The organism is Exiguobacterium sp. N4-1P, assembly GCF_002214325.1.
In genome coordinates, this window is sequence record NZ_CP022236.1 from 882,767 (window position 1) to 895,724 (window position 12,958).

15 protein-coding genes are annotated in these 12,958 nt (G+C 46.4%); 12 read left to right on the top strand and 3 right to left on the bottom strand.

Annotated elements, in window-relative coordinates; genetic code table 11:
• The first annotated feature begins 72 nt into the window (after window positions 1-72).
• The 3 genes from gcvT to gcvPB are packed head-to-tail and all read left to right on the top strand — an operon-like array spanning window position 73 to window position 3,986.
• On the top strand, window positions 73-1,155 hold the full coding sequence (gene gcvT / locus A0126_RS04500) for a glycine cleavage system aminomethyltransferase GcvT (RefSeq protein WP_088836602.1): 1,083 nt from the start codon (window positions 73-75) through the stop codon (window positions 1,153-1,155).
• Window positions 1,156-1,168: 13 nt separating this feature from the next.
• Window positions 1,169-2,515: an aminomethyl-transferring glycine dehydrogenase subunit GcvPA gene (gene gcvPA / locus A0126_RS04505; protein WP_088836603.1), complete on the top strand. Its 1,347-nt coding sequence runs from the start codon at window positions 1,169-1,171 to the stop codon at window positions 2,513-2,515.
• Window positions 2,508-3,986, top strand: coding sequence for an aminomethyl-transferring glycine dehydrogenase subunit GcvPB (gcvPB, locus tag A0126_RS04510; RefSeq protein WP_088836604.1), 1,479 nt, complete (start codon window positions 2,508-2,510; stop codon window positions 3,984-3,986). The genes gcvPA and gcvPB overlap by 8 nt, the downstream gene beginning before the upstream one ends.
• A 239-nt stretch (window positions 3,987-4,225) precedes the next feature.
• Here gcvPB and A0126_RS04515 read toward each other — a convergent pair whose 3' ends face one another.
• Entirely contained in the window at window positions 4,226-4,606 is a 381-nt protein-coding gene (locus A0126_RS04515) for a rhodanese-like domain-containing protein (RefSeq protein WP_029333057.1), read from the bottom strand.
• A gap of 138 nt (window positions 4,607-4,744) precedes the next feature.
• Between A0126_RS04515 and A0126_RS04520 the strand changes: the two genes are divergently transcribed.
• The 3 genes from A0126_RS04520 to hpt all read left to right on the top strand — a co-directional run bounded on the left by A0126_RS04520 (window position 4,745) and on the right by hpt (window position 6,695).
• Window positions 4,745-5,575 (top strand): lipoate--protein ligase family protein, encoded by an 831-nt coding sequence (locus A0126_RS04520; protein WP_029333058.1) that lies wholly within the window; start codon window positions 4,745-4,747, stop codon window positions 5,573-5,575.
• 24 nt (window positions 5,576-5,599) lie between these two features.
• Complete coding sequence (gene mntR / locus A0126_RS04525; RefSeq protein WP_029333059.1) at window positions 5,600-6,022, top strand: transcriptional regulator MntR; 423 nt, start codon at window positions 5,600-5,602, stop codon at window positions 6,020-6,022.
• Between the two features lie 145 nt (window positions 6,023-6,167).
• A complete protein-coding gene (gene hpt, locus A0126_RS04530; RefSeq protein ID WP_088838449.1) occupies window positions 6,168-6,695 on the top strand; it encodes a hypoxanthine phosphoribosyltransferase in 528 nt (175 codons plus the stop codon).
• A 79-nt stretch (window positions 6,696-6,774) separates the two neighbouring features.
• Here hpt and A0126_RS04535 read toward each other — a convergent pair whose 3' ends face one another.
• Together A0126_RS04535 and A0126_RS04540 are read right to left on the bottom strand one after the other, a co-directional pair.
• Window positions 6,775-7,182 (bottom strand): SA1362 family protein, encoded by a 408-nt coding sequence (locus A0126_RS04535; RefSeq protein ID WP_088836605.1) that lies wholly within the window; start codon window positions 7,180-7,182, stop codon window positions 6,775-6,777.
• 20 nt (window positions 7,183-7,202) lie between these two features.
• Window positions 7,203-8,135 (bottom strand): DUF1385 domain-containing protein, encoded by a 933-nt coding sequence (locus A0126_RS04540; protein WP_088836606.1) that lies wholly within the window; start codon window positions 8,133-8,135, stop codon window positions 7,203-7,205.
• A gap of 156 nt (window positions 8,136-8,291) precedes the next feature.
• Here A0126_RS04540 and aroQ point away from each other — a divergent pair, with 156 nt between their 5' ends.
• The 6 genes from aroQ (at window position 8,292) to nusB (ending at window position 12,915) form a co-directional block, all read left to right on the top strand.
• Window positions 8,292-8,717 carry a type II 3-dehydroquinate dehydratase gene (aroQ, locus tag A0126_RS04545; protein WP_088836607.1) on the top strand — a complete coding sequence of 142 codons (426 nt, stop codon included), beginning with the start codon at window positions 8,292-8,294 and terminating at the stop codon, window positions 8,715-8,717.
• Window positions 8,718-8,736: 19 nt separating this feature from the next.
• Window positions 8,737-9,801 carry a M24 family metallopeptidase gene (locus tag A0126_RS04550; RefSeq protein WP_029333064.1) on the top strand — a complete coding sequence of 355 codons (1,065 nt, stop codon included), beginning with the start codon at window positions 8,737-8,739 and terminating at the stop codon, window positions 9,799-9,801.
• A gap of 28 nt (window positions 9,802-9,829) precedes the next feature.
• Window positions 9,830-10,396, top strand: a complete 567-nt coding sequence (gene efp / locus A0126_RS04555; RefSeq protein ID WP_088836608.1) for an elongation factor P — start codon at window positions 9,830-9,832, stop codon at window positions 10,394-10,396.
• Between the two features lie 167 nt (window positions 10,397-10,563).
• Complete coding sequence (gene accB, locus A0126_RS04560) at window positions 10,564-11,025, top strand: acetyl-CoA carboxylase biotin carboxyl carrier protein (protein ID WP_088836609.1); 462 nt, start codon at window positions 10,564-10,566, stop codon at window positions 11,023-11,025.
• Window positions 11,026-11,039: 14 nt separating this feature from the next.
• Complete coding sequence (accC, locus tag A0126_RS04565) at window positions 11,040-12,392, top strand: acetyl-CoA carboxylase biotin carboxylase subunit (RefSeq protein ID WP_239456856.1); 1,353 nt, start codon at window positions 11,040-11,042, stop codon at window positions 12,390-12,392.
• 121 nt (window positions 12,393-12,513) lie between these two features.
• The gene (gene nusB, locus A0126_RS04570) at window positions 12,514-12,915 is read left to right on the top strand and encodes a transcription antitermination factor NusB (protein WP_239456902.1); all 402 of its coding nucleotides are present in this window, start codon (window positions 12,514-12,516) and stop codon (window positions 12,913-12,915) included.
• The last annotated feature ends 43 nt before the right edge of the window (window positions 12,916-12,958 follow it).

Consider the following 12,958-nt stretch of genomic DNA (forward strand, 5'->3'; position numbering starts at 1 on the left):
GATAGAATGTAAATGAAAGTTGAACATTAAAGAGAAAAGGAACATAAAATGTTCGTAAATAGGGGGATATGTATGAGTCAGACGACATTGAAGAGAACGCCATTGTTTGAAACGATCGCACCGATGGGGAAAATGGTCGATTTTGCAGGGTTTGAAATGCCGGTTCTGTTTTCATCAATCAAGGAAGAACACATTGCAGTACGTGAACAAGTAGGGATGTTCGATGTATCTCATATGGGAGAATTGTTAGTGACAGGTCCTGAAGCATTAGCGTTTCTTCAAAAGACGCTGTCGAATGATATCTCTAAGATCGCCATTGGACAGGCTCAATACAATGTTTTATGTCAAGAAGATGGTGGGACGGTCGATGACTTGCTCGTATATCGACTGGAAGAGGAAAAATATTTACTAGTCGTCAACGCCTCGAATATCGAGAAAGATGAAGCGCATCTTCGTTCGTATCTGGAAGGAAACGTGTTACTTGAAAACCAATCGGATGCGTATGGGCAGATTGCCGTCCAAGGTCCTAAAGCAGAAGAAGTCCTGTCGTCGATGACGGAGCTCGCATTAAATGAAATTAAATTTTTCCGGTTCGTTTACGGGAAAGTGGCAGGCATCGACATGTTAGTTTCGCGCAGTGGTTATACGGGAGAAGACGGATTCGAGTTATATATGCCGGCAGCAGATACAGAACATGTCTTTAAGACACTACTTGAAGCAGGTGTCGTTCCATGTGGTCTTGGCGCGCGTGATACTTTACGTTTTGAAGCGTGTTTACCACTCTATGGTCATGAGTTATCGGCGACGATTTCACCAATCGAAGCAGGGATGGGGTTTGCCGTCAAACTACAAGCGAAAAAATTCATCGGGTCAGATGTGCTCGCACAACAAAAAGAACAAGGCGCACCACGCCGTTTGATTGGACTTGAACTCGTCGATAAAGGGATTGTCCGTCAGGATGCTCCGGTTTTACTGAATGGAGAGACTGTTGGTTTTGTGACGACAGGGACGTTGCCGCCGACAATCGGTAAAGCCATTGCCTTGGCGCTCGTACCAGCAGAATATGCGACAGAGGACCAGTTCGAAGTGGAAGTACGTGGAAAGAAACTAGCCGCAAAACGTGTGAACACACCGTTTTATCGTCGAGCCAACTAAGGGGGACTTATAGATGGATTTTCGTTATTTACCGATGACGCAAGAAGATGAAAAAGAGATGTTACAGACGATTGGTGCAAATTCGATTGAAGATTTACTAGCAGACATTCCAGCCGCTGTCCGCGACCAAGGGACGTTAGAAGAAGTCGGGATTCCGCTACCGGAAACAGATTTGATTCGGACACTCTCGAAGCTTGCTGACCAAAATATGAATACGAAGCAATATCCATCGTTCCTCGGTGCAGGCATTTACGATCACTATGCACCGGCTGTCGTCAATCATATGTTGTTGCGTTCAGAATTCTATACGGCGTATACACCCTATCAACCTGAAATCTCACAAGGGGAACTGCAAGCGATTTTCGAGTTTCAGACGATGATTTGTGAATTGACAGGAATGGATGTCGCGAACTCATCGATGTACGACGGCATTACAGCACTAGCGGAAGCGGCAATGCTTGCCTGTGCCCATAAAAAGAAAAAGACGATCGTCTTGTCGGATGGGGTTCATCCGGAAGCACATGATGTCGTTCGGACGTATGCGAAAGGGCCGGGGCTCGATGTCGAGACGCTTGCGTTACGGGACGGCGAGACGGCAATCGAACAATTAGACGGACTTGATGATATCGCATGTGTCATCGTCCAATACCCGAACTTTTATGGACGCGTCGAAGATTTACAAGCGTTAGCAGATGCAACACATGCAAAAGGCGGTTTATTTATCGTCTCAGCCAATCCGCTTGCCCTCGGACTGCTTGAAGCACCTGGGAAACTCGGTGCGGATATTACGATTGGCGATTGCCAACCGTTCGGGATTCCCCAAAGTTTTGGTGGACCGACGTGTGGCTACTTCACGACGACAAAAGCCTTAATGCGTAAAATTCCAGGACGCCTGGTCGGTCAGACAGTGGATGAGGATGGCAAACGCGGTTTCGTCTTGACGCTCCAAGCTCGCGAACAGCACATTCGTCGTGATAAAGCGACATCAAATATTTGTTCCAACCAAGCATTGAACGCATTGGCGGCATCGATTGCGATGAGCGCGTTCGGAAAACAAGGGATTCGTGATTTAGCGGTCCGCAACTTGCAAACGGCACATGCCTTGAAAAAATCATTGAAAGCAGCCGGCTTCCGCATCGTCGATGATGGACCGAGCTTTAATGAATTCGTCGTCGAATTACCAATCGATGCGGAAGAAGCAAGTCGTCAATTGCTTAAAGCGGGAATTATCGGTGGATTGCCGCTCGGCACATACGACGCAAAACGAAGTCGTGAAATGCTTGTCTGTGCAACAGAATTACGGACGAAAGAAGAGCTCGATCAATTCGTGTCAGCGTTAGGGGGATTAACTCATGCATAAATCAAGTGAACAAACATTGATTTTTGAAATCTCAAAACCCGGTCGTGTCGCATATGCGTTACCACTCGCGACGGTCGAAGAAGAAGCAATCGAAGACATGTTGCCAGCTTCTTTTGTCCGAAAAGAAGACGTCGCGTTACCGGAAGTTTCGGAACTGGATCTCGTACGTCACTACACGGCACTTTCAAACCGAAACCACGGTGTCGATTCCGGGTTCTATCCGCTCGGTTCATGCACGATGAAATACAATCCTAAAATCAATGAAGATATGGCACGACTTCCCGGGTTTGCCCACATTCATCCGCTTCAACCGGTTGAGAGCATTCAAGGAGCGCTCGGTTTGATGTATGACTTACAAGAAAAGTTAGCAGTCATCACGGGAATGGATGAAGTGACGCTTCAACCAGCAGCAGGGGCACACGGAGAGTGGACTGGATTGATGTTGATCAAAGCCTATCATCATGCGCGCGGCGACTTCAAACGGACGAAAGTACTCGTTCCAGACTCGGCACACGGCACGAACCCGGCATCGGCGTCTGTCGCAGGATTTGATACCGTGACGGTCTTGTCAGATGAACGAGGTCTTGTTGACTTAGAAGACTTAAAGAGCAAAGTGGGAGACGATACAGCGGCTTTAATGTTGACGAACCCGAACACGCTCGGATTGTTTGAATCGGATATCGTCGAGATCGCAAAAGCAGTCCATGAAGCAGGCGGGAAATTGTATTACGATGGAGCAAACTCGAATGCCATCATGGGGATTGCACGTCCCGGCGATATGGGCTTCGATGTTGTTCACTTGAACCTCCACAAAACGTTTACCGGCCCTCACGGTGGTGGTGGTCCTGGTTCAGGTCCGGTCGGTGTCAAACAAGACTTGATCCCTTATTTACCGAAACCGATCGTCGCAAAAACAGACGAAGGATTCATCCTTGATTATGATCGCAAAGATGCAATCGGACGTGTCAAACCATTCTACGGAAACTTCGGGATTAATGTCCGCGCCTACAGCTACATTCGGACGATGGGCGGAGAAGGTCTCGCCCGTGTCTCGAAAGAAGCTGTCTTGAACGCAAACTATATGTTAGCACGCCTCAAAGGCGCATATGACGCACCGTATGATGTCTATTGTAAACATGAGTTCGTCTTGTCGGGTCGTCGCCAAAAGGCACTTGGCGTGCGGACGCTTGATATCGCAAAACGACTGCTTGATTTCGGTTACCATCCACCGACAATCTATTTCCCGTTAAATGTCGAAGAGTGTATCATGATTGAGCCGACGGAAACGGAATCGAAAGAAACACTCGATGCGTTCTGTGACGCGATGCTCCAAATCGCACGTGAAGTCGAAGAAACGCCAGATGTCGTCCTGAACGCACCGCATACGACGGTCGTCAAACGGATGGACGAGACGTTGGCAGCGCGTAAACCGGTGTTGCGTTATGAGCCGAAACAGGAAGTCCATGCATAACGGTTACTGAAAACGAACTGACTCGTAAGTCAGACTAAGATCGATTCCTATGACGGACGTTTCCAGTCGACATTAATTAAATGACCGATGATTCTATTTTTACTGGATCATCGGTCATTTCTATGCCTATTTTTGTCGTTCACGACCTTTTTAATCAGAGCGTCTCGTCAATGAGTCGACAAGCGAAAAACCCTTCCTGAGCCTGAGGCGTAGGAAGGGTTTTTCGCTTGAATAGTGAATTAGCTACGTTTGACTTTTCCAGTCCACTGTTTGAAACCGCCTTTAAGCTGGTACAAGTTCGTGTAGCCGGCTTTTTTCAAGACTTTAGCTGCTTGTGAAGATCGCATGCTGCCTTGGCAATACAAGTAGATCGGCATATCTTTACGAAGCTCTTTCGAACGCATCTTCATTTGGCTAACCGGAATGTTACGCGCGCCAACGATATGACCGCCTTTAAATTCTTGTGTTTCCCGGACGTCGACGATTTGTGCCTTACGGTAGTTCGCGCGGAATTCCTCTTGCGAGAGTTTTGTGATGCCTTTGACTGGCATGAAACGCCAGACGACATAAGCAATCAATGCCACCCATAAGACGATTGTGATGATTGTGCCTGTTTCCATATTCAACTTCCAACCCCTTCGTTCATATAACATCTCTATCATTATAGTAAACGAAATCGATTTCGGCAATCGACTCGTCGTTGCGCAGGATAGAAAGGGTCTGATACACTTATACGGAAACGTTTTGGGGGTGTTCGCTTGGTAAAGAAATGGCAAGTATTGACGACCGAAGCATTAGAGCCGGCAATGAACATGGCAATTGATGAAGCATTGATTGCTTTTGTCGGGCGAGGAGAGATTGCGCCTACGCTTCGTTTTTACTCATGGGAACCACGCGGACTCAGTGTCGGTCATTTCCAGCGTGCGACACGTGATATCGATCGAAAGCGAATTGAAGAACTCGGTATCCCAATCGTTCGACGGATGACTGGTGGTCGAGCGGTTTTACATGCGGATGAACTCACATATAGTGTCGTCATTCAAGAGGCGACAGAAGGACTACCACGAACTGTAATCGAAAGTTATCGCCTGTTGACGGAAGGAATCCGGAAAGGCTATCATCACCTCGGTATTCCCGTTGAATTTTCAGTTCCGATGACGGAAGAAGAAAAGGAAGAGTTACGAAAGCCGAAATCGGCCGTTTGTTTTGATGCAGCCTCTTACTATGAATTGGCAGTCGGAAAACGGAAAGTCGCGGGGAGTGCTCAAGTTCGTCATCAAGGCGTTGTGCTTCAGCATGGATCAGTGCCTCTATCGGTTGATGAAGGTGAATTGTTTGACTGCTTCCTTTATGAAGATGAAACGATGCGTCAACGGATGAAGTCACGCTTTGCAGGGAAAGCGGTTGCCTTGAATGAACTCGCGGGCCGGAAAGTGTCATTCGAGGAAGTTCGTGATGCGTTTACACGTGGTTTTGAGGATGCGCTTCAATTGGAATTCGTTCCGCTTGAATTCAATGAGCGGCAATGGCAGGAAATTGAACAGTTAGCCGAGAAGTATCGTAGTGATGAATGGAACTGGAAACGTTAAAGCGAAAGATTGGAAGGTGATGTCGTGCCGACTCCGAGTATGGAAGATTATTTAGAGCAAATTTATATCTTGATCGAAGAAAAAGGATATGCCCGTGTATCGGATATCGCAGAACTATTAGGCGTACACCCTTCTTCTGTAACGAAGATGGTGCAAAAGTTAGACCGTGAAGAGTACCTCGTCTACGAAAAGTATCGTGGTCTCATGTTGACTGCAAAAGGTAGAAAGATTGGGAAACGACTTGTCGAACGGCATGCGCTGTTAGAAGATTTCTTGCGCCTTGTCGGCGTAGAAGAGTCACTAATCTATAAAGATGTCGAGGGAATTGAACATCACTTGAGTATCGAAGCACTTGATAAAATCAATGGGATGATTCAATTTTTCGCTGAACGCCCGGCTTTACAGGAAGAACTTCATAATTATCAACAAGCACACCCAGAAGACTGAGTGGGCTTGTTTTTTTACGTTAAACGCCTTATAAACGAACATTTGGTTATAAAATAATAAAAAAGTACGTGAATTGAACGGATTATGCTATACTGACGATGAAAATGACCGAAGGGGGTGACGGGTGGAAATTCACCCGGATACTATGGAAATCGTCATCAAAGAAAAATTGGTTTCAGAAACTGATTTAGCTAAAAAAGTGAGTGAACTCGCAATCGAGATTGAACGGGATGCGGCCGGGCGTCAAATTGTCCTTGTCGTCGTGTTGAAAGGGTCGATGGTTTTTGCAGCGGACTTGATGCGGCAAATTAAAGGAAGTGTTCAAATCGATACCGTTGCCTGTTCATCATATGGTGCGAAGACGGTCTCTTCTGGACGCGTTCAATTGAAAAAAGATTTAGACCTGGATGTCGAAGGGAAGTATGTTGTTGTTGTCGAGGACATTATTGATACGGGACATACACTGAGCTTTTTGTGCGAGCATATGAAATTGCATAAGCCGGGTGTTTTGAAGATTTGTACGTTACTTGATAAACCTGCGCGTCGTGAAGTCGAGTTGACGGCAGATTATGTTGGATTTGAGATTCCGGATTACTTCGTCGTCGGCTATGGCATCGATTGTGCAGAAGAGTATCGCAATTTGCCGTACATTGGTTGGGTCGAGACAGAATAAAAAACCGTCAGCAGACACGAGTCGCTGACGGTCGAACGATAGAAGGGGGCTGTGTTTTAGCAGCTCTCTCTTTTTAATATTAAAAAGCACGTTTTTTCTTTTTGCCTTTTTTACCTTCGATGACGGTCAAATTAGGACCTTTCGACCGATCGCGAAGTGGGCGTACTTTGTTCGAAGTCGAGGATTTCGTCGCCGTTTTGATTTGTTTTTTCTTAAAGTCTGTTCGACGCGGACCTTGATCTCGTTTACCGTGCAATTTTTTCGATTGCGCGACTGATTTTCGATATTGTGCGTTTCCGCCGCTTGCAGCACCGCTATTGCGCGTCATGAACTTAAAGATCAAGAAAATGATTCCCGCCACAACTGCAACGAACAGTAATTGTGAAAACAGACCGCCAGGATCATTGATAAGCTTATATCCAAAGCCGACGAAAGCAAACAGTAACACGATAAGTGCGAATGTAGAGCCGATCCGTTGTCTAATCATATTATCACCCCTGTTATCGATTAACCCAGTGCATTCTCATGTATGTTATCTTCCTGTTTTTCGAGTGCTTCAAACGCATAAATCGCAACCTCAATCTGTGAATCGTCTGGTTCTTTTGTCGTCAAGTACTGTAACCATAGGCCTGGCAAGGCGATGACACGTAATCCCTTGATATTTTGGGCTTTATTTGTTAATTGAAGAACTTCAAAAGACAGACCGATGACAACGGGAAGTAAAGCGATTCGGAAGGCGAGTCGAACCCATAATGGATCGGTCGGGACGATTAAATAAACGAAGAAACCGACGATGACTGTGAAGATCAGGAAGCTTGAACCGCAACGATAATGGAGGCGGCTGCTTCTTCTGACGTTTTCGACGGTCAGTGGATGACCGGATTCGACACAATTGATGACTTTATGTTCCGCCCCGTGGTATTGAAACAATCGTTTGACGAGTGGTGTCAATGAAATCAAGTACAAATATCCAAACAGTAGGGTCAGCTTAATCAACGCCTCGATGACGTTTTGGACGAAGTGGCCGGATAATGCTGGGAAAGAACTGAATAGTGAGGCTAAGAATGCCGGCAACAGCGTAAACAGTAACTTTCCGAAAAAGAATGATAAAACACCAAGTAAAGCGACACCGAGCCATTTTGTCAATTGTCCTTGATTCGTTTCTTCGGGTTCTTCCTCTCCGGGATTAACGCCGTAACGATCACTTGCGAAGTTCATGTGGCTTGCTCCATTCGCAGATGATTCGACAAGAGCGAACAGTCCGCGGAGAAGCGGGATTCGTTTACCAATCGCAATCCGTGGACGAATCGGCTTTTTCTGTTCAAATGTCTCAATCGTCGCATCATTTCGACGAATTGCAGAAACAGCATGTGTCGCATTTTGGAACATTACGCCTTCGACGATGGCTTGTCCACCGACGGGAGCTTTTGCGGTTTTCATATTTAAACGCATCCTATCTCAAATAAAATATCGTGTATCGTCAGTTTACTAGATTCTATTCAAAAAAACTATGGGGGACTGCTTGATGACGGGTGAATCTTTAGGAGACGGAAAACGTCTTATGATACAATCAGAAGGACGAATGGAGGTGATGATGTGCGCGTATTGGTTTTAAATGGACCGAATTTGAATTTACTTGGAACGCGTGAGCCGGAAACATACGGTGCAAAGACGTTGAATGATTTAGAAACGTTGATGATGGAACGTTTTCCGGAAGTTGAGTTTACGTTTGAACAATCGAACCATGAAGGAACGTTGATTGATTCTCTACATGCAGCGCGGGGGTATGATGGCATTGTGTTGAATGCAGCTGCATACACACATACGAGTATCGCCTTACGTGACGCGATCGCAGCGATTGAAGTGCCGACAATCGAAGTGCACCTATCGAATGTTCATGCGCGAGAAGAGTTTCGACATCGCTCACTCATCGCACCGGTCTGTCGTGGTGTCATCAGTGGACTTGGGATGACGGGGTATATACTCGCTACTGAAGCGTTACTTCATCCGGACGCTACATAACTTAAAGGGGGAAACAGACATGCAACATCGTATTGAAGCATTACAATCCGCTTTAAAAGAACGTGACTTACCAGGACTTATCGTGACGAAGGCAGAAAATATTCGCTACATTTCAGGATTCACCGGTTCAAGTGGCGCGTGTCTCGTTACGGCAGAACATGCTTATTTCGTGACGGATTTCCGCTATACGGAGCAAGCTGCTGATCAAGTCAAAGGAATGGAAATCGTTCAAATCGATCGGTCGATTCCGGCGACGATGGGTGAACTCATCGCAGGCGCACGCGTGCGAGCGGTTGGGGTCGAAAAAGATACGATGACACTTGGTTTATTCGAAGCATATGATGAAGCTTCTGCAATCGAACTGATTCCAACGACCGGAATCGTCGAAAACCTACGCTTGATTAAGGATTCATCAGAGATTAAGATGGTTAAGGAAGCGGTAAAACTAGCAGACGCTACCTTTGAACACATTTTGACGTACATCCAGCCGGGGAAAACAGAACTCGAAGTGTCGAACGAACTCGAATTCTTCATGCGTAAGCATGGAGCGACGTCGTCTTCATTCGATACGATTGTCGCATCTGGTTACCGCTCAGCGTTACCGCACGGTGTCGCGAGCCAAAAAGTGATTGAAACGGGTGAGCTCGTAACACTTGACTTTGGTGCATTGTTGAACGGTTACGTCTCTGACATTACGCGAACGATTGCGGTCGGTCCAATTAATTCCGAGTTACAAAAAATCTACGATACGGTCTTACAAGCACAACTTGCGGGCGTAGACGGACTTCGTCCAGGGATTACTGGAATCGAAGCAGACGCGTTAACACGTGACATCATCAAAGAAGCTGGTTATGGCGAATACTTCGGTCACTCGACTGGTCACGGCATTGGTCTTGAGGTGCATGAAGGACCGGGACTTTCGTTCCGTTCGGAAACGAAGCTCGAACCAGGGATGATCGTGACAGTCGAACCAGGAATCTATGTGCCACAAGTTGGTGGATGCCGAATTGAGGATGATGTCTTGATTACCGAATCAGGGCGCGAAATTCTTTCGTCTTCATCGAAAGAACTCATTACACTCTAAGTAAGATGAACATTTAGGAGGAACCAGTATGGTATCAGTAAACGATTTAAAAACAGGCTTGACGATTAAAACTTCAGACGGAATGATTTGGCAAGTCCTTGAGTTCCAACACGTAAAACCTGGTAAAGGTGCAGCATTCGTGCGGACAAAAATGCGTAACATCCGTAACGGGAACATCCAAGAGATGACATTCCGTGGTGGCGAGCGCGTCGAACGTGCCCACATCGAGCGTAACAAAATGCAATACCTCTACCCAATGGGTGAAACGTATGTCTTCATGGACACGGAGTCGTATGAGCAGCTTGAATTGACGACAGCACAAGTTGAAGCAGCACTTCCATATCTCCTTGAGAACATGGAAGTTCAAATCGCAGTCTACAACGGCGAAATCCTCGGACTCGAACTTCCGAACACGATCGTTATGACGATTGTTGAAGCAGAGCCAGGCGTCAAAGGCGATACAGCTTCTAACGTCAAGAAAAATGCGACAGTTGAAACGGGTCACATCATCCATGTGCCGCTTTTCATCGAAGCAGGAGAAAAAGTAACAGTTGATACGCGGACAGGTGATTTCACAGGACGCTACAACGGATAATACAGATATGCCAATGCCCCTTCGTACTCGTTTCCGAGTCAAGGGGTATTTTTTCACTCGCCGGCACTTGCATCCTCTGGTATGACCAGTTAAACTTAATATTTGAGTAGGCATTAGCACCTGGTATAATATTATGAATGAATGTTTAGATGGGGGATGGAAAGAAGATGAAAATCGATCAGTTGAAACAAGTGTTAGAAATGCTTGATCAATCAAACGTAAATGAACTTTCTCTAGAAACAGACACGTATAAATTAAAGCTTAAAAAACAAGGGGACGGTGTCGTAGTATCTCAGCACGACGCGGTCGCAGCGGCACCTGTCCAGCAAAAAGTAGTGGAAACGGCACAAAAGCCGGCCGTTGTACCTGAAGTCATGGAAGAGAAGGATGATACGGTCACAATTAACGCGCTAATGGTCGGTACGTTTTATTCACGTGCAAATCCTGAAAAACCTGCTTTCGTCAAAGTCGGCGATCAAATCGAAGTGGGTCAAGTCGTCTGCATTTTAGAAGCGATGAAACTATTCAATAACTTAAATTCGGAAATTGCCGGAACTGTCGTCGAAATTCTCGTCGCAGATGGAGACCTTGTTGAATTTGGTCAGCCACTCTTCCGGATTCGTCCTTGAGCGGGGTGATGGGAATGGAAAAACTACTAATCGCGAACCGTGGAGAAATCGCCGTTCGGATTATTCGTGCGGCTAAGGAACTTGGGATCCAGACGGTTGCTGTCTATTCGACAGCGGATCGAGAAGCACTTCATGTCCGAATGGCAGACGAAGCATATTGCATCGGCGATGTCAGTTCGACGTCTTCTTATTTGAATGTGACGAATATTCTCGCCGTTGCGACAAATCGAAACGTAACGATGATTCACCCGGGATACGGATTCCTGGCTGAAAACGTTGACTTCGCGGAGATGTGTGAAGCGTGTGGTATTCAATTCGTCGGTCCGACGTCGCAAGCGATTCGCCAGATGGGCATTAAAGATGTCGCGAAAAAAACGATGATTGAATGTGGTGTCCCCGTCGTGCCGGGCTCTGACGGAACGGTGACGGATCAAGAAGCAATTGGTCTCGCTGAAGAAATCGGTTATCCGGTCATCATTAAAGCGACGGCAGGTGGCGGAGGGCGCGGGATTCGTGTTGCCCGGACAAAACAAGAACTGATTGATGGACTGGAAGAAACACGTCGCGAGGCAAAACAAGCATTTGGCAACAGCGATGTTTATTTAGAGCGTTTCATCGAAGAATTCCGTCACGTCGAAGTTCAAGTGCTTGCCGATCGACATGGGAACGTCATTCACCTCGGAGAACGAGATTGTACGGTGCAACGGCGGATGCAGAAGTTGATTGAAGAAGCTCCTTCGCCAGCCGTCAGCGCAGCGACACGGTTGAAAATGGGAGAAGCAGCTGTCAAAGCGGCAAAAGCCATCAACTATACGGGTGCCGGAACAATCGAATTCATTTTTGTCGAAGAAACAGAAGAATTTTTCTTTATGGAAATGAATACTCGGATTCAAGTCGAGCATCCGGTGACAGAAATGATTACAGGATTTGATCTTGTTCAAGCACAACTTCAAGTCGCGCTCGACCACCCGTTAGCAGTTCAACAAGAAGATATCGAGTTCCGTGGGCATTCAATCGAGTGCCGGATTAACGCAGAAGATCCAGATCACGATTTCCGACCACATGCGGGTCGCGTCACACAATACGTCGCGCCAGGTGGTATGGGTGTCCGAATCGATAGTGCCGTTTATCCAGGTTACATGATTCCTCCGTACTATGACTCGATGGTTGCGAAATTGATTGTCCATGCAGAGACGCGCGAGGAAGCTTGTGCGAAAATGGAGCGTGCTTTGGCTGAATTTTGGATTGAGGGTGTCAAAACGACAATTCCGTTCCATCAAAAGGTCTTACAGCATCCTGTATTCCGCCGGGGAACCTTCACGACGAAGTTTGCGGAACGTGAGTTAAAAGCAGCAATCGTAAAATGAACGATGACGGGAGTCGATGGATTTTACTCCCGTCTTTTTGGCGTTCACTATGTTTTTTAAAAGGGGAATGTGCTAAACTAATTGATTGAGAACGACAAAAAAAGGAGCACGTGAAATCATGATGAAACGACACATGGCACGCGAACTCGCAGTACAATCTTTGTTCCAAATGGAACTTTCTGACTTGTCTGCACAAGAGGCCATTGAATTCGCAGTAGAAGGCAAAGAATATGATACATTTGTAGAGCAATTAGTAGTTGGTGTAGAGACGAACAAGGATGAGATTGATCAACATTTACGGGCAGCGCTCGTCAACTGGTCATTTGAGCGTCTTGGTAACATCGAACGGACGATTCTTCGTCTTGCCGTCTATGAATTGATGTTCGAACCGAAAATTCCAATCCGCGTTACAATCAACGAAGCAATCGAATTAACAAAAGCGTTCGCAGACGAAGAAGCAACGAAAATCGTCAATGGTGTGCTTGGTAAGGTCGCACAACAAGCAGTCAAAGAAAATTCATAAGTAGATAAAGATAACCTTTTTCAAGGTGCAGAGTGAAACGAAT